This is a genomic window from Arthrobacter sp. 10T419, assembly GCF_056394105.1.
On the sequence record NZ_JBFTHF010000010.1, the window covers coordinates 59866 to 81159 of the forward strand.

Below are 21294 nucleotides of genomic sequence, written 5' to 3' on the forward strand. Positions count from 1 at the left end.
TCTCAGGGCGGAGGTGCGCAATGTTTGCATTCCAGTTAACCTGAACTAACTAATGTTCCCTGGTGCCGGTGGGTTGCGCACAGCTCACGGCCGGGTTCCGGTTCCACATCAAGGAGGATGCATGGACGTCTTGGGTACTGTCGCACTGATCACGGGCGGGGCTTCCGGTCTGGGGGCCGCGACGGCCCGGCGGCTGTTCGATGCCGGCGCGTCCGTGGTGCTGGTGGACCTGCCTTCCTCGGCCGGGGACGCCTTAGCCGCCGAGCTCAACGCGTCTGCCGACGGCGGCGCTGCGGGCGGCGGTGCGCCGGTACCGGCGAACCGTGCCGTCTTTGTCCCGGCGGACGTCACCAGCGAGGAGCAGGTGCAGGCCGCCGTCGACGCCGCCGTCGCCCTTGGGCCGCTGCGGATCGTGGTGAACTGCGCCGGCATCGCCACGCCGGGCAAGGTGCTGGGCCGGGACGGTGTGCTGCCGCTGGAGACCTTCAGCCGGGTCATCCAGATCAACCTCATCGGCACCTTCAACGTCATCCGCCTGGCCGCCGCGGCGATGGCCGCCACCGAGCCGGTTGCCACCGAGTTGGGCGGCGAGGAGCGCGGCGTCATCATCAACACCGCCTCCGTCGCTGCGTTCGACGGCCAGATCGGCCAGCCCGCCTACTCGGCTTCCAAGGGCGCCGTCGCCGCCATGACGCTGCCGATCGCCCGCGAACTGGCGCGCTCGCTGATCCGCGTCGTCACGATCGCGCCCGGCATCTTCGAAACCCCCATGATGGCCGGGCTGCCGCAGGAGGCGCAGGACTCGCTGGGTGCGCAGGTGCCGCACCCGTCCCGGCTGGGCCGGCCCGCCGAGTACGCGAACCTCGCCGCGCATATCGTGGACAACGCCATGCTTAACGGCGAGACCATCCGGCTCGACGGCGCCATCCGGATGGGACCGAAGTGACCCTCGACGTGGGCACTTCAGCTCCCGCGGACCCGGCAGTGTCCGGGCTGCCGACTGCCGATTTCTTTGACTTTGAGTCGATGCTGAGCGCTGCCGAACAGGCGAAACTGGCCGAACTCCGGGCCTTCCTGGCCCGCGAGGTGGCGCCGTTCGCCACCCAGTGGTGGAACGACGCCGAGTTCCCGGCGCATATCCTGCCCAAGCTGGCGGCGCTGGAGCTCAGCGCACCGGCCCAGCGCGGCTACAGCAACCTGTTCGCCGGCCTGGTCATCGCCGAGATGACCCGGGTGGACACCTCGCTGGCGACCTTCTTCCTGGTCCACCATGACCTGTTCGTGGAGTCGCTCTACGGTTTTGGTTCCGAGGAGCAGAAGGCCCGGCTGCTGAAGGACGCGGCCGACCTGCGCACCACCGGGGCCTTCGCACTGACCGAGCCGGACCACGGCTCCGACGTGGCCGGCGGGATGGAGACCACAGCGCGGCGCGTGTCCGGCGGGGACACCGGCGACCACTGGGTGCTCAACGGTGCCAAGCGCTGGATCGGCAACGGGACGTTCTGCGACTACATGCTGGTCTGGGCCCGCGACGAGGCCGACGGCGGCATCCGCGGCTTCATTGTCGACGCCACGCTGCCCGGCGTGCGCCGGAGCAGGATCGAAAACAAGATCGCGCTGCGGACCGTGCAGAACGCCGACATCGTGTTCACCGACGTGCAGGTGGCCGAGGCCGACCGGTTCGCCGGGATCAACAGTTTCGAGGACACCAACGAGCTGCTGCGCGGTTCGCGGATCATGGTCGCCTGGCAGGGCGTGGGGCAACAGCTTGCCGCGTTCGACGTCGCCCGGCAGTACGCCGTCGAACGCCGCCAGTTCGGGCGGCCGCTGGCCAAGTTCCAGCTGGTCCAGCAGCAGCTGGTGACCATGCTCGGGAACGCGGTGGCCAGCATGGGCATGATGGTCCGGATTGCCCAGCTGCAGGATGCGGGCGCGGCCGACATGCCACAGGTGGCGCTGGCGAAGTCCTATGTGAGCGCCAGGATGCGGGAAACCGTGGCGATGGGCCGGTCCCTGCTGGGCGGCAACGGGATCGTCACCGACTACCGGATGGCGAAGATCTTCGCCGACGCCGAGGCGATCTATACCTATGAGGGCTCGTACGAGATCAACACCCTGATCGTGGGCCGCGCCGTGACCGGGGTGTCCGCGATCGTCTAGCCAGCCGGGCCCTGCTGCTAGGCGAAGGGCTGCTTTTCGCCGGCTTCGATCCGGTAGTCCAGGCTGTTGTTCTTCACCGGCATGGGGCAGGTGCCGTACGGGGTGAAGGCGCTGGGGTAGTTGATGGCCCGGTTGAAGTCCAGTACCACGGTGTTGTCCGGCCGCGGCCGCGCCGTGGAGACCTTGCGCCATTCGTCCGTCGTGTCTCCATTGGTCTCGTCGTGGAACGTGACGGTGAGGGCGCCGAGTTTCTCCTCCTCGGCCTGCAGGTGGCATTCATGCTCCTGGCCGGGGAGCCGGAACACGAGCTCGCCGACGGAACGGTGCACGCCGTCCACCAGCGGGTTGGCGGTCCCGATGGGCACGTCCACCGGCTCGGGATAGGGCGTAAACCGCGCCTCGATGACCAGGTCCGGCCGGTAATCAAAGGTGGGTACGCCGTCGAACCCGGTGAACACCGGCGACTTCGAATCCCGGGTGCGCAGCGCGTATCTGTTGGCCCGCATGGCGAGCTCCACCCTGACCTGCCGGCCGTCCGTTCCGCCGAACTGGACCCACAGCAGCGACTCTTCATTGCTAAGCGCCGCGCTGATGGTCCCGTCCACGGGCTCGCCGGTCTCCACCAGGGTCAGCCCGTCGGCCGCGGCTGCGGTAAGGAACGCCGTCGTGCCGTCCGTGGACCAGAGGCCGGGGACGAGTTCGACGGCGGCCGGGCTCTCCGGCAGCCACTGGAAGGAGGTCAGGGTGAGCCAGCCGTAGTCACTGGCGAGGGCCTCGTTGCGGTTCTTGCGGAAGCGCTGCCAGCGGGCGAGTTGTGCGTCAGTGGGGGACGGGGCGGCGGTCAAAGGGCACCTCTGCGGGTATCAGCCCAACTAGCTCGCAGTTGTTGTCGTTCTGAGGGCTCAAAACGGCAACAACTGTCTGTCAGTTGGGGGTGGGCGGGTTGGTCAGGGCGGCCGCAACCAGTTGGGCCGCGGTGGTGCGGGCGGCGGCGGCAGCGGCGGGGTCGGCGTCGAGCACACCGCTGGCCAGGCCGCCGTCGAGGACGAGGGTCAGGCTGCGGGCCAGTCCGTCCGGATCCTGGGCGCCGGCCTGCTCCGCCAGGTCCCGAATCCACGCCAGGATGTGCTGTTTGTGGGCGACCGTCCGTTCATGCACCCGGGTGCCGGAGGCCGACTCGGCCGCGGCGTTGATGAAGGCGCAGCCGCGGTAGCCGTCCCGGCGGCAGGCGGTGGAGAGCGCGTCGAACAGGCCCACGAGTTGATCCGCGGCGTCCGGCCCGGCGGCTTCGGCGGCGGCGTGCAGCTGCCCGGTCCAGACCCCGTCAACCTGTTCCAGATAGGCCAGGATCAGGTCATCCTTGGCCGGGAAGTACTTGTAGAAGGTGGCCTTCGCGACGCCGGATTCGGCGATGATCGTGTCGATGCCGGCCGCCCGGAGTCCCTGCGCGTAGAAGAGCCGGAAGGCCGTCGCCAGGATCTTGTCCTTGGCCTGCCCTGCCGGCGTCCGGACACTGCGCGGCCCGACGGCGGTTGGTGCGGTGGCTGCTGTCGGCGTCATAACTTCATGGTACACAGACCAGTCTGTCCGGGCGCGGTCCGGGGCCGTCTGACGGGGCGGCCGGCGGAGCCGGCCGAGGCCGCTCCCAGGTCACAGTGCGCCGACGGGACGCTTGCCGTAGACAGTTCTGTCTGGTAGCGTCTCGCCCAACGGTAGACGGACTTGTCTACCCTCAATGATCCGAAAATGTCCTACCGAATGAGGTCCCCATGAAAATTGCAGTATTCGGCACCGGCACGGTCGGCCCCGCCGTCGCAGGCGCCCTGGCAAAGCTCGGCCACGACGTCGTCATCGGAACCCGCGATCCGCAGGCCACGCTGGCCCGGACCGAGGCGGGACCGATGGGCGGCGTCCCGTTTGCACAGTGGCACGCGGAGCACGGCGAAATTTCCCTGACCACCTTCGCCGAGGCCGCCGCCGGCAGCGAGATCGTTGTCAACGCCACCAACGGCACCGGTTCCCTCGATGCGCTGGCCGCCGCCGGCGCCGCCAACCTGGCCGGCAAGGTCATCGTCGACATCGCCAACCCGCTCGACTTCTCCCAGGGCTTCCCGCCGTCGCTGAACCCGGTGAACACCGACAGCCTCGGCGAGCAGATCCAGCGCGCCTTCCCGGACGCGCGGGTAGTCAAGACGCTCAACACGATGAACGCCGGGATCATGGTTGACCCGGCCAGCGTGGCCGGCGGTGACCACTCGGTGTTCGTCTCCGGCAACGACGCGGACGCCAAGACGGTGGTGGCGGGGCTGCTGGCGGACCTGGGCCACCGCGACATCATCGACCTGGGCGACATCACGACGGCCCGCGGGACGGAAATGCTCCTGCCGATCTGGCTGCGGCTCTGGGGTGCCTTCGGAAACGCGGACTTCAACTTCAAGATCGCCCGCTAAAACCGCCGGGCCCCGCCGGGTCCAGCCGAGCTGGCTCGCAGTTGTTGCCGTTTTGAGCGCTGAAAACGGCAACAACTGCGAGTTAGTTGGGTGCAGCGGCCGTCGTCAAGGGTCCCGACACTATCTGAGACGGATTCCCCGCGTGAGCGTGAGCCGGGTAACATCCCATGGGTACAAGTAACCCGGCTCACAGTATCCAGCGCAGTGTACGAGCCAAGTCGAACCCTCGAAAGATTGTTTCCATGGCTGACACTGCATTGACTTCCGGTACGGACCTCGCCTCCGAACTGCGCGCCGACGTCCGCCGGGTGTCCACCCTCCTCGGCGAATCCTTGGTCCGCCAGCACGGCCCCGAGCTCCTCGACCTCGTCGAGCAGGTGCGGCTGCTGACCAAGGAATCGAAGGAGGCCGCCCGGGGCGGCGCCGATGCCACCGGGCCGTGGAGCTCGTACGACGTCGTCGCCCAGGTCCGCGAACTGCTCGGGTCGCTGCCGCTTGAGCAGGCAACCGACCTGGTCCGGGCCTTCGCGTTCTACTTCCACCTGGCCAACGCCGCCGAGCAGGTCCACCGGGTCCGCGGGCTGCGGAGCCGGCAGGAAAGGGACGGCTGGCTGGCCAAGGCCGTCGAGGAAATCGCCGAACAGGCCGGATCCGCCGTGCTGCAGGATGTAGTGGATGAACTCGACGTCCGGCCCATCTTCACCGCGCACCCCACCGAAGCATCCCGCCGTTCGGTGCTGGACAAGATCCGCCGGCTTTCCGACGTGCTGGCCGAATCCACCCGGGAGGGCACCTCGGCCCGCCGCCGCCAGGACCGCCAGCTGGCCGAGGTGATCGACCAGATGTGGCAGACCGACGAGCTCCGCCAGGTCCGGCCCACCCCTGTGGATGAGGCCCGGAACGCGATCTACTACCTCACCGGGATCCTCGGCGACGCCATGCCGGAGATGCTCTCGGACCTGTCCGAACTCCTCGGCGAGCACGGCGTCACCCTGCCCGTCACGAAGGCGCCGATCCGCTTCGGCTCCTGGATCGGCGGTGACCGGGACGGCAACCCCAACGTCACCGCCGGCGTCACCCGCGAAATCCTGCAGATCCAGAACCAGCACGCCGTCCGGATCAGCATCGGCCTGATCGACGGGCTCATCTCCATCCTGTCCAACTCGACCGCGCTGGCGGGGGCGGACCAGGCGCTGCTGGACTCGATCGACGTCGACCTGGGCAACCTGCCCGGACTGGACCGCCGCGTCCTGGAGCTCAACGCGCAGGAACCGTACCGGCTCAAGCTCACCTGCATCAAAGCCAAGCTGCTCAACACCGGCCGCCGGGTCGCCGCCGGCTCGGCCCACGAGCCCGGCCGCGACTACGCCGCCACCGCCGAGCTCCTGGCCGAACTGGGCCTGCTCGAGGTCTCGCTGCGGAACCACCACGCCGGCCTTGCCGCCGACGGTGCGCTGGCCCGCGTCCGGCGCGCGATCGCCTCCTTCGGGCTGCACCTCGCGACGCTGGACATCCGCGAACACGCCGACCACCACCACGACGCCGTCGGGCAGCTGATGGACCGCCTCGGCGGCCCCGGCGTGCGCTACGCCGAACTGAGCCGCGCCGAACGGCTCGAAGTGCTCGGCTCCGAGCTTGCCTCCCGCCGCCCGCTCTCCGGCCACCCGATTAAGCTCGACGGCGTCGCGGACGGCACGTACGACGTCTTCCGTGAGATCCGCCGCGCCCTGCGCACCTACGGCCCGGACGTGATCGAGACGTACATCATTTCCATGACCCGCGGCGCGGATGACGTCCTGGCCGCGGCCGTGCTGGCCCGCGAGGCCGGGCTGGTGAACCTTTTCGGCGAGGCGCCCTATGCCAAGATCGGCTTCGCCCCGCTGCTGGAAACCGTCGAGGAGCTGCGCGCCTCGGCCGAGATCGTGGACGCGCTGCTCTCGGATGCGTCCTACCGCGAGCTGGTCCGGCTGCGCGGCGACGTGCAGGAAATTATGCTCGGCTACTCGGACTCCAATAAGGAATCCGGCGTGATGACGAGCCAGTGGGAAATCCACAAGACACAGCGCAAGCTGCGCGACGTCGCGGCCAAGCACGGCGTCCGGGTGCGGCTCTTCCATGGCCGCGGCGGCTCGGTGGGCCGCGGCGGCGGCCCGACCTACGACGCGATCATGGCCCAGCCCAACGGCGTGCTCGAAGGCGAGATCAAGTTCACCGAGCAGGGCGAGGTCATCTCGGACAAGTACTCGCTGCCCGAGCTCGCGCGCGAGAACCTGGAGCTCTCCCTCGCCGCGGTGCTGCAGGGATCGGCGCTGCACCGCACCCCGCGCACCTCGGAGGACCAGCGCGAGCGTTACGGCCACGTCATGGAGACCATCTCCGATGCGGCATTCGCCCGCTACCGGACCCTGATCGACGATCCGGACCTGCCGGCCTACTTCATGGCCTCCACCCCGGTGGAGCAGCTGGGCTCGCTGAACATCGGCTCCCGCCCGTCCAAGCGCCCCGATTCCGGTGCGGGCCTCGAGGGGCTGCGGGCCATTCCGTGGGTATTCGGCTGGACCCAGTCGCGGCAGATCGTGCCGGGCTGGTTTGGCGTCGGCTCAGGACTTAAGGCTGCGCGCGAGGCAGGCAACTCGGCCCAGCTCGTGGAGATGATGGACGGCTGGCACTTCTTCCGCTCGGTGCTCTCCAACGTCGAAATGACGCTCGCCAAGACGGACATGGACATTGCCGGCTACTACGTCTCGACCCTGGTGCCGGCCGAGCTGCACCACCTGTTCCACGCCATCCGCGCCGAATACGAGCTGACCGTGGCCGAAATCCAGAACCTGACGGGGGAGGACCTGCTGCTCGACGCTCAGCCCACGCTCAAGCGCTCGCTCGAGATCCGGGACCAGTATCTGGACCCGATCAGTTACCTGCAGGTGGAGCTGCTGCGCCGCGTCCGCGCCGAGGCCGCGGCAGGGGAGGGCATGCCCAACGCCGAGATCGACGAACGCCTCCAGCGGGCCATGCTGATCACCGTCAACGGCGTCGCGGCGGGCCTGCGCAACACCGGGTAGTCCGCGCCCCGGCTCCGGCTAGGGTTGTTCCATGCCGTCGTTCCAGACCAGACTCAAAATCACCGGACTCAAGCCGGGCACCCCGCCGGAAGCCGTGATGGCGGCTGCCGTGGAGGCGCTGGGAACGCGGCACCACGTGGAGTCCAACCAGCTGGAACTCGCCGGCGGGGTCCCGCAGCTGAACCTCCGCTTCCTGGTGGACGCCACGGCCTACGCCGCGGAGAACAGCCAGGCGCTGGAGTCGGCCGCCATGATGCGCGACGCCGTCGAACGCGTTGCGGTGACCGGGAACCTGACCGTGCTGCGGCGCAACAGGGGACGCTGGGCGCCGGTGTAGCCGCGCGGGGCCCAGCAGCGCGGACCCAGCAGCGCGTGGCCCAGCAGCGCGGACCGTGGCGGGAGCGGAAGTGCCGGTCTAGAAGTCCAGCTCCGCGTCGGGGTCCGCCTCGGGGGAGCCGGGTTGCACCACGGGGGAGCGGTTGCCGCGGCGGCGGGTGACGACCACCCCGACGACGGCGCCGATCACCAGCCCAAGGCCCACTCCGATCAGCGAGCTCGCCCAGAACGGCAGCTTGGTGGCCGAACCTGTGATGTACCCCAGGCCCACCGACCAGACCGCCCACAGGCTGCCGCCCAGCGCCGCGCAGAAACTGAAACCGCGGGTGGACACGTTGGCGATCCCCGCCGCGGCCGTGGTGGCAAGTCGGCCGCCCGGGATGAAGCGGATGCCGATGATGGCCCCGTAGGTCGACGATCGTCCGGCCCGAGCGATGGCCAGGTGCACGCCGCTGTGGAACCTGCGGCCCCAGCTCCACCGGTCCAGCACGTGGCTGAGGCGGCGCTTGAAGAGCTGGAAGACCATGATGTCCCCCAGCCAGGAGGCCAGGGCGGCGAGAATTGCCACCAGGAAAACGTTGGCCCGGCCGTCGGCAGACAGGGCTCCGGCGGTGATGACCACCATCTCGGAGGGGACCGGCGGGAAGATGGCGTCGCCGAGGACCACGGGGATGATCCAGAAATAGATCGCGGCTCCCCAGGTGTCCGCATTGGCCAGGTCCATGGGCACAAGTTACCGCATATCCGGCGGGGATCAGTGGTTGGCGCTAGTGGGCTTCGGAAAGTTCGAGCCGGCTGCGGTACTCCACCGGGCTGCCCGAGATGGGGTCCACGAAGCGGATGCCGCGGGCCAGGAGCTGGAGCGGTTTGGCGTAGTCGTCCGGCGCCTTGTCCAGCAGCTCGGGATAGAACGCGTCGTTCACAATCCCGAGTCCCAGCGACGCCATGTGCACGCGGAGTTGGTGCGTCTTCCCCGAGTGCGGCTTCAGCCGGTAGAGCGCACGGCGCGGGGCGGCGGCGTCGGGTGCGTCAAAGGTGCGCAACCGCTCGATACGGGTCTCGGCGTTGGGCACGCCCTCGATGACCTCGGCGAGCAGGTAGCTGCGGGACTTGGTCATCCTGTTGCGCACGACTACCGGGAAGTCGACGGCGGGGTGCCCCGGGGCGGGCTCCGCGGCGGACACGCACTCGTATTCCTTCTGAACCTGGCGCTTCTCGAAGAGCACCTGGTATTTCCCGCGGGTCTCGGGGTTGGTGGAGAGCAGCAGGATGCCGGCCGTCATGCGGTCCAGTCGGTGCATCGGGATCAGGTCCGGCAGCCGCAGCTGGTTCCGCAGGCGCACCAGGGCCGACTCCTGGATGTAGGTGCCGCCCGGGGTGGTGGGCAGGAAGTGCGGCTTGTCCACGACCAGGAGGTGCTCGTCCTGGTGCAGGATGTTCAGTTCCACCGGGATGCGGGTCTCGGGCGGCAGCGAACGGTAGTACCAGATGAAGGTGTGGCGCTGCAGCGGGGTGGTGCGGTCCAGCGGTACGCCGGCCTCGCCCACGATTTCGCCGGCGTCGAAACGGTCCTCGATGCCCTGCGGGTCGATGTGCCCCCAGCGGTGCATCATGTAGTCCATGGCGGTGTCCCACGGCCCCTCGTCCGGCAGCCGCAGGCGGGTCGCGTTCACGCCGTCACGCACGGGCAGGGGGGATTGCATCACCGGTCCATTCTACTTTGCCCGCCCCGCCGCCCCGCTCCGTTACCACCTAAGCCCCGTCCGCCCTAAGCCCCGCCCGCCGTTTCGACGGTTCCGTGCCCGCTCGATGTTTCCAAGCGCCGCATCGGCAGGGAACCGTCGAAACGGGGCCGACGACAAAAAAGTTCTTGACAAATAAAACTGTCGGCAACGAGACTTGGAGCATGTTGGACATCGAAGTGATCGAAGACCCGGCCGCGGCGGAGGCATCCTTGGATCCGATCCGGACCCGCATCCTGCGCGAGCTGGCCGAGCCAGGATCGGCAACACAGCTGGCCGCGAAGGTGGGCCTGCCGCGGCAGAAAGTGAATTACCACCTGAAAGCCCTCGAGCGGCATGGGCTGGTCGAACTCATCGAGGAGCGCAGGCGCGGCAACGTCACCGAACGCATCCTGCGGGCGACGGCGGCGTCGTACCTGATTTCGCCGGCGGCGCTTGCCTCCGTGGCCCCGGACCCGCACCGGTTCTCGGACCGCTTCTCTGCGTTCTGGCTGCTGGCGCTCGCGGCCCGCATGGTCCAGGAAATGGGCCAGCTGATCGCCGGGGCCACCGCGGCCAGGCAAAAACTCGCCACCTTCGCGATCGACGGCGAGGTCACTTTCCGGTCCGCGGCCGACCGGGCGGCCTTCGCCGAAGAGCTCGGCGTCGCGGTGACCCGGCTCGTGGACAAGTATCACGACGGCGGCAGCGGCGTCCCGGCGGACGGCTCGCCAGAGTCCCCGGCAGCCCGACCGGCCGGACGCAGGCACCGGCTCGTCGTCGCACTCCATCCCTCGCTGAAGGCGACGGCACGCACAACAACCCACGCAACCCCGAAAGACACAACCACCCAAGCCAAGGAGCAGGACAATGACTGACAAGCGCGAATTCGAGATCGTCTACGACACCGAACTGCCCGGCACGCCCGAACAGGTATGGGAGGCCGTCACCAAGGACACCCCCGCCTGGATGTTCCCCACGGACCAGTGGCCCGCGGTGCGTACCGTGGACGAGTACCCCTCGCATCTGGTCACCCGGATGGACGGCCCGGACGGCTGGTTCAACCAGCTGGAGCACGTACTGGAACCGCTAGACGGCGGCCGGGCGCGGCTCCACTACGTCCACAGCGGCATTTTTGCAGACAACTGGGATGAGCAGTACGACGGCGCCAGCAAACACACGGCCTTCTACCTCCACACTCTGGGCCAGTACCTGCAGCACTTCAACGGCCGGCCCGTCGTCTTCACGGACATCCAGGCGCCGGCCGCGTCCCAGGTCCCGGACGGCTTCGACCGGCTCAAGAAGGCCGTCGGCGTCGCCGGGTCGGCCCCCGGCGACGGGGTGGAGCTGGACGTCGACGGCGTCGGGCACCTGGCCGGCGAAGTGGACTTTGCCAACGAAAACTTCCTCGGCCTGCGGACCGCCGACGCGATGTACCGCTTCTTCGGCCGCAACAACTTCGGGGCGCCGGTGGGCATGACCGTGCACGACTTTAGCGGCAGCGGGGACACCGGGGCGACGTCGAACGCCTGGGCCGGATTCCTGGCGAAGGTCTATGCCTAGGTCTTCGCAACCAAGCCCCACTCGCCGTTTCGACGGTTCCGTGCCCGCTCGATGTTTCCAAGCGCCGGATCGGCAGGGAACCGTCGAAACGGGCCGGGGGCCGGGTCAGGCGATGGCCGCGGCGGGCTGGGCGGGGAGGTTCCGGCGCAGCTGCGGGGAGCGGTCCAGCCGGTCCTGGGCCGCGCGCAGGGCCAGCACCGCGGACTCCAGCTGCTCCGGCGGCAGGGTGAACGGCAGCCGCAGGTAGTACTCGAAGGCGCCGCCGACGCCGAACCTGGGTCCCGCCGCGAGGCGGATGCCGAAGTCCGGGGCGAGCACCGCCAGGGCGGTACTGACGGGCGCGGGAAGACGGCACCAGACCGACAATCCGCCAACGGGCCGCTCCGGCTCCCATTCCGGAAGATGCCCGCGGATCAGGTCCAGCAGGCAATCCCGGTTTCCGCGCAGCGCGGCGAGCCGGGCGGGCAGCGGCTCGGCCAGGTCATTGACCAGGTGCGCCGCGGCGAGCTGCTCCACCACCGGACCGCCCAGGTCCAGTGTGGTCCGCGCCGCGGCGAAGCGCTGGATCAGGGGCTCGCTGGCACGGATCCAGCCGGTGCGCAGCCCCGCCCAGTGCGACTTGCTGAGCGATCCCAGGGACACCACCGCCGGCCCGAACGCGGCCATCGGAGTGGAGCTGGCGCCGTCGAGGTTCAGCTCCCGCAGCGTCTCGTCTGCCACCAGCACGGTGCCCGACGCCGCGGCGGCCGCTACCAGGCGGCGCCGCTGGGCGTCGGGCATGAGCCGGCCGGTGGGGTTGTGGAAGTCCGGCACCACGTAGGCCATCGACGGCCGCTGCTGCAGCAGCGCCGATTCCATCGCCTCCAGGTCCCAGCCTGGCTGGCCCCCGGCGCGGGCGTGCTCCGTGTGGGCGCCGCCGTGGGCCGCGGGCATGGCCACCGTCACCGGGCGGCAGCCCGCGGCCCGGATCGCGTCGAGGGCATTCGGGTAGCTCGGATGTTCCACGAGCACCTTCCCGGACCGCCCGGCGAGGGTCCGGAGCACGATGTTCAGGGCGTGCTGCGCGCCGGAGGTGACCAGGATCTGCCCGGCGGTGGTGGGCACCCCGGCCGCCGTGTAGCGGGCCGCAATCGCCTCCCGGAGCGGACCCACGCCGAGCGCGTCGTACCCGAAGCCGGGCAGCAGCGCCGGCAGTTCCGTCAGTGCGGCGGCAAACGCCCGGTGCACCACTTCGCCGCTGGCTGGCAGCGAGGCGTAGGCCAGGTCGAGGATCCCGTCGGGAACCGCCAGCCCGGGGGCGCCGCTGAGCCGCAGGCCGCCGTCGTTCCCGCCGGGATGGGCCGGGCCGTGGCTCGGGATGCAGCTCCGGCTCCGGCTGCCCTGGCCGCTGCTGAGGAAGCCCTGCTCGCGCAGCAGGGCGTAGGCCGCGGTCACGGTGGTGCGGCTGATGCCGAGGGTGGCTGCCAGCGACCGCTCGCTGGGCAGTGCCACATCGAGCGGGATCCGGCCGTCGAGGATGAGCAGGCGGACGACGTCGGCCAGCTCGCGGTAGGCGGGCGAGGCGCCGACGTTCCACTTACCCAGCAGGCGGGTGAGGGAACTCGGATTCAGGGAGCCGGACATAAAGCCAGTATTCCAAACTGGCTATGGATTACAAGGCCAGTTTTCCGGCAGGATGGTGGCCATGATGACGCGCAGACTCCTCCAGCTCCTGATCGGCCTAGCCCTGTACGGCGTTTCGCTCGCCATGGTCATCCGCGCCAGCCTGGGCACGGCGCCGTGGGACGTCTTCCACCAGGGACTCGCCGGCAGGACCGGGCTGAGTCTTGGCACCGTGGTGATCATCGTCAGTTTCCTGGTCCTGCTGCTCTGGATCCCGCTCCGGCAGTGGCCCGGGGTCGGCACCGTCAGCAACGCCGTGCTGGTGGGGGTCTTCGCCGACCTCGGGCTGGCGCTGATCCCCAAGTTCTCGCACCTGGGTGGCCAGGTCGCGCTCCTGATCGGGGCCGTGCTGCTCAACGGCGTGGCCTCCGCCCTGTACATCGGTGCCCGCCTGGGGCCCGGAGCGCGGGACGGCCTGATGACCGGACTTGCACGGCGCACCGGCTGGCCGGTGCGGGGCGCGCGGACCGGTATCGAGGTGGTGGTGCTGGGCGCCGGTTGGCTGCTGGGCGGTTCGGTCGGCGTGGGGACCGTGCTCTATGCGCTGGCCATCGGGCCCGTGGTCCAGCTCCTGCTGCCGCGATTCACCGTCCCGGAGTTGAAGTCCGCCGAGCTGAAGTCCCCCGGAGAGGTCCTGCCCGCTGCGGACGACCAGCCCGAAGCGGAAGCGGCCGTGGCCGGGGCTTCGACACCGGCCACCTAGATCCACGGACGGAGCCTGGCGGCCGCGCACCCGGCCGGCCGCGTCAGGCTCCGAGCAGGGGCTGGCAGCTGGGGCAGAAGTAGATGTCCCGTTCCTCGGTGCCGGTGGCCTTGGCCAGGACGCCGCGCCGGATGGGGGTGCCGCATTTGAGGCAGGGCTGGTGCTCCCGCCGGTACACCCAGTAGCCCGGCCGCCCCGCCGTCCGACCGACCGGAACGCCGCGAGCGTTGAGCACCGTGACGCGGCGGCCCGGGCCGAGGTTGGCTGTCAGCAGGACCTTCGCGTCGGTGATCATCGCCGCCAGGTCCGGGACCGCCGAGACCGGCGACGCCGGGTGGACGCCGGACAGGAAACACGCCTCGCAGCGGTAGATGTTGCCGATGCCGGCCAGATTGCGCTGGTCCAGGAGCGCGACGCCGATCGGCACCTCGGGTGCCGCGAGCAGGCGGCGTTCGGCTTCCGCCATGTCCCAGTCCGGGCCGAGCAGATCCGGTCCGAGGTGGCCCACGACGCTGGCCTCCTCCGCCGTCGGGATGACCTCCAGCAGCCCGAGCGAAAATCCGACGGCGTCCGCCGACGCCGTGCGGAGCACACAGCGGGCGGTGAAACCGGGCTTGCGCCAGCGCCCGCCGGGGGGATAGACCTGCCAGTTCCCCTCCATCTTCAAGTGTGAGTGGATAGTGAGCCGGTCCTTCGGGGCCGGTCCCGTCACGCGCATCAGCAGGTGCTTGCCGCGGGGGACGACCTCCTGGACGGTCCAGCCGCCCAGCTTCAGCGTGGCGAAGCGCGGCACCCGGAAATCGGACGCCAGCAACTCCTTGCCGGCCAGCGCGGCGTGCAGCTGCGCCGCGGCGCGGAATACGGAATCGCCCTCAGGCACGGATCCTCAGTCCCTTCGGGGTGGAGTAGGCGCCGGCTTGGGCCAGGGCGGCGGCAACGGGGGTGTCCAGGATGCCGTGGCCGTTGACCTTTTCCATGATGAGCTTGTCGACGGCGCCCCGGGTCACGACTCCCACGAGGGCTGCGCCGGCGGCGGCCAGGACTTCGGCGTTGGTGCTGAACGCCAGCAGGGTCTTCCCGCCGCGTTCTACGTAGAGGACCAGGGCTCCGTCGACCAGCACCACCAGGGCACCTGCCTTCCGGCCCGGCCGGTGGCCGGTGCCTGCCTCCTCATTCACGGCCGGCCACGGCAGCGCGGCCCCGTACGGGTTCGCGGGGTCCGTGGCGGCGAGTGCCAGGGCGACCGGCTCGGTCTTGTTCAGCTGGGCGTCCTCGACGTAGGAGCGCAGCCGGTCCACGGTGGCCGGCACGGCGAACTGGGCTGCGCCGAGGTGCTCGATGAAGTAGCCGCGGCGGCAGCGCCCGGCTTCCTCGAGCCGGGCCAGCACCTTGTACATCAGGCCGAAGCCGCCCAGGATGTTCTCCGCCATGACCGATCCGCGGGTGACCACGCCGTACCGGTCGAGCAGGAGTTCGGCGGTGGCGCGGGCGTGGATGGTGGCGTCGAGTTCGGGGGCCGGGAGTGCGGACCAGCGCCCCGCAGCCAGGGGAGGCGTCGGGGCGGCGCCGCTGACGGAGCCGTAACGGCCGCCGGTAAGGCCCGGCGATCCGAGCAGGCCGGTCCCGTGGGCGCGTCCCAGCCGGCTGAGCCTGGGCGCACGGGCCCGCGGGGCGCGCCCGACCTGCCGGTGCGCGGTGTGCCCGCCCGCGATCAGCGCCCGGACCGGAGCGAACGTATCGCCGGTGATCCGGCCCGCCCAGGCCAAATCCCAGAGTGCGGACACGACGTCCTGGTCGCTGAGTACCGAATCCATCCCGCCGGCAATGTCGGTTAGCTGCCGGAAGAAGTAACCGCCGCCGTTGTTCCGCAGGTGGTCCAGGAGCCGCTGCTGCGCGTCGCCGGGTTCGAAGTCCAGGGCCGGGTTCAGGGTCAGTTCGGCGGAATCGGCCAGGTGCAGGCTTACCCAGCCGTCGTTGCCGGGCAGTGAGCCGGCTCCGGACCAGAGGACCTCGCCGGCGGCCATGAGCTCGTCGAGCATGGCCGGCTGGTAGTTGGAGACGCGGCTGGCCAGGACCAGCGGTTCCCAGGCGGAAGCCGGAATCGGCACGCCGGAGAGCTGGTCGATGGCGGTGATGATGCCGTCCAGCCCGCGCAGCGCCGACTGCCCCCGGGTGCCGGGTGTCCGTACGTTTTGCCAGGCCGGGAGGAACCGCCCGTAGGCGGACATATCCACGGGCTCGACCTCGGCGCGCAGCGCGGCCAGGGAGCGGCGGCGGAGCTTGCGGAGCACCTCGGCGTCGCACCATTCGCTGGCGCTTGCCGAAGGCATAACGGTCGCCGGAGCCGTCGGTGCAGGCGGAGCCGTCGGTGCAGGCGCGTCAGCCGTCTCCCCGGCTGACCCGCTTTCCGGTGCCGTGACGTGGGGCCGGAACTCGCCCTCGACGGCGCGCCCATCCGCGGCCAGCCGCTTGAGCGCCGTGCCGACGACGGCGACGCCGAGTCCCAGCCGGGCGGCGGCCTCGGCGGCGGTAAAGGGCCCGTGAGTCCGGGCGTACCGCGAAACGAGGTCGCCCAACGGGTCCGCGACGGGTTCGATGAACGCCAGCGGCACGCCCATCGGCAATGGAACGCCGAGGGCATCGCGTAGCCTGGCGGCGTCCTCGACAGCGGCGAACCGCTCGGCGCCGCCGATGTTGACCTTGATCGTACGGTTGGCCCGCTGTAGCGCGGCCAGGTGCGCCGCGGCCTCGGGGCTGCCCGCCGCGATTTTGGCGGGCTCCGGCCCCGCATCGGGCACGCCGTCGACGGCGCCCTCTCCTGCTGCAGCGTCGGCAAGCTCCGTTCCGGACGCGGCCTTGGTTGCGGCGGGCTGGATCTCGGCCTCCAGCCGGGCGGCGACTTCGTCGGGGGTGAGCGGGCCCAGCAGCCGGAGCAGGTCGGCCACGCCCTCCAGCCCGCGCATTCGGCGGTCCGGCGCGAGGCGCTGGAGTTCAAGCTCGGTGGCCTCGATGACCTTCGCGTCGAGCAGTTCGCGCAGCTCCACCCGGCCCAGCAGTTCGTTGAGCAGGGTGGAATCCAGCGCCAGGGCGGCGGCCCGGCGCTCGGCCAGCGGCGAATCGCCCTCGTAGAGGAACTGCGCCACGTAGCCGAAGAGCAGGGACTTCGCGAACGGCGAGGGCTGCTGCGTGGTGGTCTGCAGGATCCGCAGTTCGCGCCGCTCGATCGAGGCGGCAATGTCCTTCAGGGCCGGAAGGTCGTAGACGTCCTGCAGGCATTCGCGCACGGTTTCGAGCACGATCGGGAAGGTCGGGTACTTCCGGGCGACGTCCAGCAGCTGGGCCGAGCGTTGCCGCTGCTGCCAGAGCGGCTGCCGCTTTCCGGGGGTCTGCCGGGGCAGCAACAGGGCGCGGGCGGCGCACTCCCGGAAACGGGAGGCAAACAGAGCGCTGCCGCCGACCTCTGCGGTGACAATCTGTTCCAGCTCCTCGGGCTCGAAGAGGAACAGTTCGGCGCCGGGCGGTTCGTCCTCCATCATCGGCACCCGCAGCACGATGCCGTCGTCGGCGGCCATCGCGGAGCCGTCCATCCCGTAGCGCTGTTGCAGCCGCTGGCCCACGGCGAGGGCCCACGGCGCGTGCACCGGCATGCCGAAGGGGCTGTGCAGCACCACCCGCCAGTCGCCGAGCTCGTCGTGGAAGCGCTCGACCACGAGGGTCGTGTCGCTGGGGACCACCTCGGTGGCGAGCTTCTGCTCGGCGAGGTACTGGATCAGGTTGTTGGCGGCGAAGTCGTCCAGGCCGGTGGCCTTGCAGCGCTCGGTGGCCGGGCCGACGTCGGACGCCGAAAGTTCGCGCATGAACGCGCCAAGGGCCCGGCCCAGGTCCACCGGCCGGCCGAGCGAGTCGCCCCGCCAGAACGGCAACTTGCCCGGCTGGCCGAAGGCGGGGGAGACAAGGACGCGGTCGTGCGTGATGTCTTCGATCTTCCAACTGGTGGCGCCGAGGGCAAAGATGTCGCCGACGCGGGATTCGTAGACCATCTCCTCGTCGAGTTCACCCACCCGGCGGCCGCCCTTGGCCGTGGATGCCTGGCCCGCGGCCTTGCCGTCGCCGGTGCCGCCGGGGGAGCCGGTGCCCTCCACCTCCGTGCCGATGATGTACACCCCGAACATGCCGCGGTCCGGGATGGTGCCGCCGGAGGTCACGGCCAGCCGCTGCGAGCCGGGGCGTCCTTCGATGGTGCCGGCGTTGCGGTCCCAGACAATCCTGGGCCGCAGTTCGGCGAATTCGTCGGACGGATAGCGTCCGGCCAGCAGGTCCAGGGTGGCCTCGAACGCGGAGCGCGGGAGCGAGGCGAAAGGTGCGGAGCGGCGGACGGTGGCGAACCACTCCTCGACGTCGATCGCGCCGAGCGCGGTCGCGGCAACGGTCTGCTGGGCGAGGATGTCCAGCGGGTTGGCCGGGACGTAGAGCCGTTCGATCTTGCCGTCCAGCATGCGTTCCACGGTGATGGCCGTGTGGACAAGGTCCGCCCGGTGCTTGGGGAAGAGCACTCCCTGGGAGATCTCGCCGACCTGGTGGCCGGCCCGGCCCACCCGCTGCAGCCCGCTGGCCACCGAGGGCGGCGACTCGACCTGCACCACGAGGTCCACCGCGCCCATGTCGATGCCGAGTTCCAGCGAGGAGGTGGCCACGACGCAGCGCAGCCGGCCGGATTTCAGGTCGTCTTCAATCATGGCGCGCTGGTCCTTCGACACGGACCCGTGGTGTGCCCGGGCCAGGACCGGGTCGGCGCCCGCGGTGCTGCCGGCCTGGGCCATCATGTGCGCCGGCGTCGCGGTCGAGGCGGGCAGCGAACCGTCCGGCCCCGCCGCACCGCCGGCTGCCTCGTCCCAGCCGCCGCCTTCGGCCATCAGCTGGCGCTCGGCGTAGATCTCGTTGAGCCGGGCGGTGAGCCGTTCCGCGAGCCGGCGGGAGTTCGCGAACACGATGGTGGACTGGTTGGCCAGCACCAGGTCCACGATCTTCTCCTCGACGTGCGGCCAGATCGACGCGTGCGGCTGCAGCCCGGACGCCGGCCCCGAGTCGAAGGCCCCGGCGGCGCCCTGGAGATCGGACATGTCCTCGACCGGGACGGAGACGGTCAGGTCCCAGGTCTTCTTGGACGGCGGCGCGACGATCTCGACCGGTGCGGAGCCCGCCAGGAACTGCGCCACGAGTTCCTTCGGTTCCACCGTCGCGGAGAGCCCGATCCGCTGGGCCGGTTTGGGCAGCAGCGCGTCGAGGCGTTCCAGCGAGACGGCCAGGTGCGCGCCGCGCTTGGTGCCGGCCACGGCGTGGACCTCATCCACGATGATGGTGTCCACCTCGTCAAGGGTCTCGCGCGCCTTGGAGGTGAGCATCAGGAAGAGTGACTCGGGGGTGGTGATCAGGATGTCCGGCGGGTGGCTGAGCAGCGAGCGTCGGTCCGCCGCCGTCGTGTCCCCGGAGCGGACCCCCACCGTGATCAGCGGCGCGGGCAGGCCGAGGCGCTTGGCGGTCTGGGTAATGCCGATCAGCGGCGCGCGCAGGTTGCGTTCGACGTCGACGCCCAGCGCCTTGAGCGGGGAAATATACAGCACACGGGTTTTCCGCTTCGGAGCCTTCCGCCGCCCCTTGGTGGCCGCGGCATCCAGCCCGGGCAGTCCGGGAAGTTCCTCGGGGGCCGGCGGTGCGGAGACCAGCAGCCGGTCCAGTGCCCAGAGGAACGCCGCGAGGGTCTTGCCGGAGCCGGTCGGCGCCACCACCAGGGCGTGCGCTCCTGAGGAAATGGCATTCCAGGCGCCGTTCTGCGCCGGCGTGGGCGCGGAGAAAGCGCCCAGGAACCACTCCCGGGTCGGCCGGCTGAACCGGTCCATGGCCTCGGCCGCAAGTGTGCCGCCGGCGAGCTCCTGCCCCTTCATTCCTCCATCATGCCTTAAGGCACCGACACTATTTTGCGGCGCGATTTGGCGGTGGGGTCCGTTGATGGGGTCCGGCGGTGCCCTGGGGCGGACGCTACATCGCGGTGAAGGCCGAGACGGTCAGGAGCTTGATCGCCGACTCGCGGCAGGCGTCCTTGGGTGCGGCGATGAACAGCGACGCCGTGTCTTCCGGCGGGTACACCCGGAAGCCGGCAGCCGGGGTGTGGGTGCAGCTGGGGTAGTTGCCGGCCTGCGTGTAGCGCAGGGTGGCTTTTCCGGACTTGCCCGGGGCGAGCAGCACGTCGGCAACGGGCGCCGAGTCGTCGCGTGTCGCCGCGGCACCGATGGGGGCGCCGCTGGCGCCGGCGGTGAGCGATACTCCGGCGAAGCCCTTCAACAGGCACGGCTCAGCGCCGGAGTTCTTCAGGATCAGCTGCATATAGACGCTTCCGGCCGCGCCCCCGCCCCGCGCGTCGAGGGACCCCTTGAGGTTGGCGGCCTTGCAGAGGGCAGGACCGGTCGCGGTGGATGTGGTGGCAGTTGCGGGCGATGCCGTAGCAGTTCCGCCGGACGCCGTCGTGGCAGGGCTGGCGGAAGCCGTCTCGCTGGCGGAGGCCGACGGCGACGAGGCGGTCGTGGCGCCCTGGGACTGGCTTTGGGGCTGGCTTTGGCCGCAGCCGCTGAGCAGCAGCGCAACCGCGGCGGCCGCCGTCACGGAAGTAATTACCAGTTTGTTCTTCATCTGCTGAGGCCTCATGGCACAACTTTGATGTTCCACGGTTGCCTTAGTCAACGACGCCACGACGAAGGGCCCGGATTGATGCCCGGATTGTGATTTCCGGGCATCAACCGGGGGTGCGTTACTTCGCGGGTGCTGGCTTGCGGCTGCGGAGCAGGGCGATGCCGCCCAGGACCAGGCCACCGACGCCTGCGACGAGGCCCGCCCAGCTTCTGGCCTGGCCGCCGTCGTCGTTTGTCGCGGACGCGCGGGCCGCGGGGGAGGACCCCGCCAGCTCGGCGCCGTGTGCGCCATGCCCGTCCGCCTCCATGGCGGCTGCCGGCGCCGTCACCGTCAGCGACGGCGCCGGGGACTTCAGCGCATGGGCGTCCTGGCCCGGTGCCGGGACCTGCGACCAGTCCACCCGGCCGACTTCGCAGCTCTGCAGGGTCGGGAAATAGAGGGTCTTTCCGGCAGCATCCGGCAGCTTCACCGACAGCACCAGCGCGTCGCGGAGCTCCGGGCTCAGCGGCGCCTTGGCGGTGTAGACGATCTGGCTGGTGCGCTTGGTGATCGAGGAGCCGTCGGCCAGCTTCTTCGGCGCCCCCAGCTTTTCGGTGACCTTGGCCGCCGTCCAGTTGGGGTTCACGGTGGGCTGGGCGTCGTCGAGCTCCGGCGGCAGGGTGATGGCCACCTTGGTGGTGGCGGATTCCGCGCAGCCGTGCGGGATGGCGAAGGTCAGCAGGGCATAGGAGTTAGCGGTGGTCTTGTCCGGGGAGACGCCGACGTGGGCCGAGGCGCCGCTGATGCCGGCGAGCATCAGGGCGGCGGTGGCTCCGGCGGCGGCGGTGCCGGAGAGGGTGCGGCGGAGGGCGGTGTGTCGCTGTGTGGTGGTCAAAACAGGTGCCTTTCAGGCGTGCGCGCGGCACTCAGTGCGGCACTCCATGCGGCGCGCGGAAACGGGGGAGGCGCGGGGC

17 protein-coding genes are annotated in these 21294 nt (G+C 70.2%); 8 read left to right on the forward strand and 9 right to left on the reverse strand.

Annotation, left to right across the window (positions count from 1 at the left end; translation table 11 throughout):
* Positions 1–121: 121 nt before the first annotated feature.
* Both AC1DBD_RS15590 and AC1DBD_RS15595 read left to right on the forward strand, forming a co-directional pair.
* On the forward strand, positions 122–946 hold the full coding sequence (locus tag AC1DBD_RS15590) for an SDR family NAD(P)-dependent oxidoreductase (RefSeq protein ID WP_476892847.1): 825 nt from the start codon (positions 122–124) through the stop codon (positions 944–946).
* An 80-nt stretch (positions 947–1026) separates the two neighbouring features.
* Positions 1027–2160 (forward strand): acyl-CoA dehydrogenase family protein, encoded by a 1134-nt coding sequence (locus AC1DBD_RS15595; protein ID WP_476982500.1) that lies wholly within the window; start codon positions 1027–1029, stop codon positions 2158–2160.
* 17 nt (positions 2161–2177) lie between these two features.
* Here AC1DBD_RS15595 and AC1DBD_RS15600 read toward each other — a convergent pair whose 3' ends face one another.
* A complete protein-coding gene (locus AC1DBD_RS15600; RefSeq protein WP_476982455.1) occupies positions 2178–3005 on the reverse strand; it encodes a DUF1684 domain-containing protein in 828 nt (275 codons plus the stop codon).
* Positions 3006–3084: 79 nt separating this feature from the next.
* Positions 3085–3720 carry a TetR/AcrR family transcriptional regulator gene (locus AC1DBD_RS15605; RefSeq protein ID WP_441418970.1) on the reverse strand — a complete coding sequence of 212 codons (636 nt, stop codon included), beginning with the start codon at positions 3718–3720 and terminating at the stop codon, positions 3085–3087.
* 209 nt (positions 3721–3929) lie between these two features.
* Between AC1DBD_RS15605 and AC1DBD_RS15610 the strand changes: the two genes are divergently transcribed.
* The 3 genes from AC1DBD_RS15610 to AC1DBD_RS15620 all read left to right on the forward strand — a co-directional run bounded on the left by AC1DBD_RS15610 (position 3930) and on the right by AC1DBD_RS15620 (position 8009).
* Positions 3930–4610: an NADPH-dependent F420 reductase gene (locus tag AC1DBD_RS15610; RefSeq protein ID WP_441418971.1), complete on the forward strand. Its 681-nt coding sequence runs from the start codon at positions 3930–3932 to the stop codon at positions 4608–4610.
* A gap of 242 nt (positions 4611–4852) precedes the next feature.
* Complete coding sequence (gene ppc, locus AC1DBD_RS15615; RefSeq protein ID WP_476982456.1) at positions 4853–7672, forward strand: phosphoenolpyruvate carboxylase; 2820 nt, start codon at positions 4853–4855, stop codon at positions 7670–7672.
* A 31-nt stretch (positions 7673–7703) separates the two neighbouring features.
* Positions 7704–8009, forward strand: a complete 306-nt coding sequence (locus tag AC1DBD_RS15620; RefSeq protein WP_476917679.1) for a hypothetical protein — start codon at positions 7704–7706, stop codon at positions 8007–8009.
* A 78-nt stretch (positions 8010–8087) separates the two neighbouring features.
* On the opposite strand, the gene AC1DBD_RS15625 is transcribed toward AC1DBD_RS15620, so the two are convergent.
* Together AC1DBD_RS15625 and AC1DBD_RS15630 are read right to left on the reverse strand one after the other, a co-directional pair.
* Positions 8088–8732 carry a DedA family protein gene (locus AC1DBD_RS15625; RefSeq protein WP_441418973.1) on the reverse strand — a complete coding sequence of 215 codons (645 nt, stop codon included), beginning with the start codon at positions 8730–8732 and terminating at the stop codon, positions 8088–8090.
* Between the two features lie 43 nt (positions 8733–8775).
* Positions 8776–9711, reverse strand: coding sequence for an RluA family pseudouridine synthase (locus tag AC1DBD_RS15630; RefSeq protein WP_476982501.1), 936 nt, complete (start codon positions 9709–9711; stop codon positions 8776–8778).
* Positions 9712–9914: 203 nt separating this feature from the next.
* Between AC1DBD_RS15630 and AC1DBD_RS15635 the strand changes: the two genes are divergently transcribed.
* Positions 9915–10607, forward strand: coding sequence for a helix-turn-helix domain-containing protein (locus AC1DBD_RS15635; RefSeq protein ID WP_476982457.1), 693 nt, complete (start codon positions 9915–9917; stop codon positions 10605–10607).
* Positions 10600–11292 carry an SRPBCC family protein gene (locus AC1DBD_RS15640; RefSeq protein ID WP_476982458.1) on the forward strand — a complete coding sequence of 231 codons (693 nt, stop codon included), beginning with the start codon at positions 10600–10602 and terminating at the stop codon, positions 11290–11292. Before AC1DBD_RS15635 ends, AC1DBD_RS15640 begins: the two co-directional genes overlap by 8 nt.
* A gap of 105 nt (positions 11293–11397) precedes the next feature.
* Here AC1DBD_RS15640 and yczR read toward each other — a convergent pair whose 3' ends face one another.
* A complete protein-coding gene (gene yczR, locus AC1DBD_RS15645; RefSeq protein WP_476982459.1) occupies positions 11398–12915 on the reverse strand; it encodes a MocR-like transcription factor YczR in 1518 nt (505 codons plus the stop codon).
* 61 nt (positions 12916–12976) lie between these two features.
* Here yczR and yczE point away from each other — a divergent pair, with 61 nt between their 5' ends.
* On the forward strand, positions 12977–13657 hold the full coding sequence (gene yczE, locus AC1DBD_RS15650; protein ID WP_476982460.1) for a membrane protein YczE: 681 nt from the start codon (positions 12977–12979) through the stop codon (positions 13655–13657).
* Between the two features lie 43 nt (positions 13658–13700).
* Here yczE and AC1DBD_RS15655 read toward each other — a convergent pair whose 3' ends face one another.
* The 4 genes from AC1DBD_RS15655 to AC1DBD_RS15670 form a co-directional block, all read right to left on the reverse strand.
* Complete coding sequence (locus tag AC1DBD_RS15655; protein ID WP_441418978.1) at positions 13701–14537, reverse strand: DNA-formamidopyrimidine glycosylase family protein; 837 nt, start codon at positions 14535–14537, stop codon at positions 13701–13703.
* A complete protein-coding gene (locus AC1DBD_RS15660; RefSeq protein WP_476982461.1) occupies positions 14530–19599 on the reverse strand; it encodes an Lhr family helicase in 5070 nt (1689 codons plus the stop codon). The genes AC1DBD_RS15655 and AC1DBD_RS15660 overlap by 8 nt, the downstream gene beginning before the upstream one ends.
* 94 nt (positions 19600–19693) lie before the next feature.
* Positions 19694–20356, reverse strand: coding sequence for a DUF4232 domain-containing protein (locus AC1DBD_RS15665; protein ID WP_476909010.1), 663 nt, complete (start codon positions 20354–20356; stop codon positions 19694–19696).
* Positions 20357–20459: 103 nt separating this feature from the next.
* On the reverse strand, positions 20460–21137 hold the full coding sequence (locus AC1DBD_RS15670; protein WP_476982502.1) for a YcnI family copper-binding membrane protein: 678 nt from the start codon (positions 21135–21137) through the stop codon (positions 20460–20462).
* Positions 21138–21294: the final 157 nt, after the last annotated feature.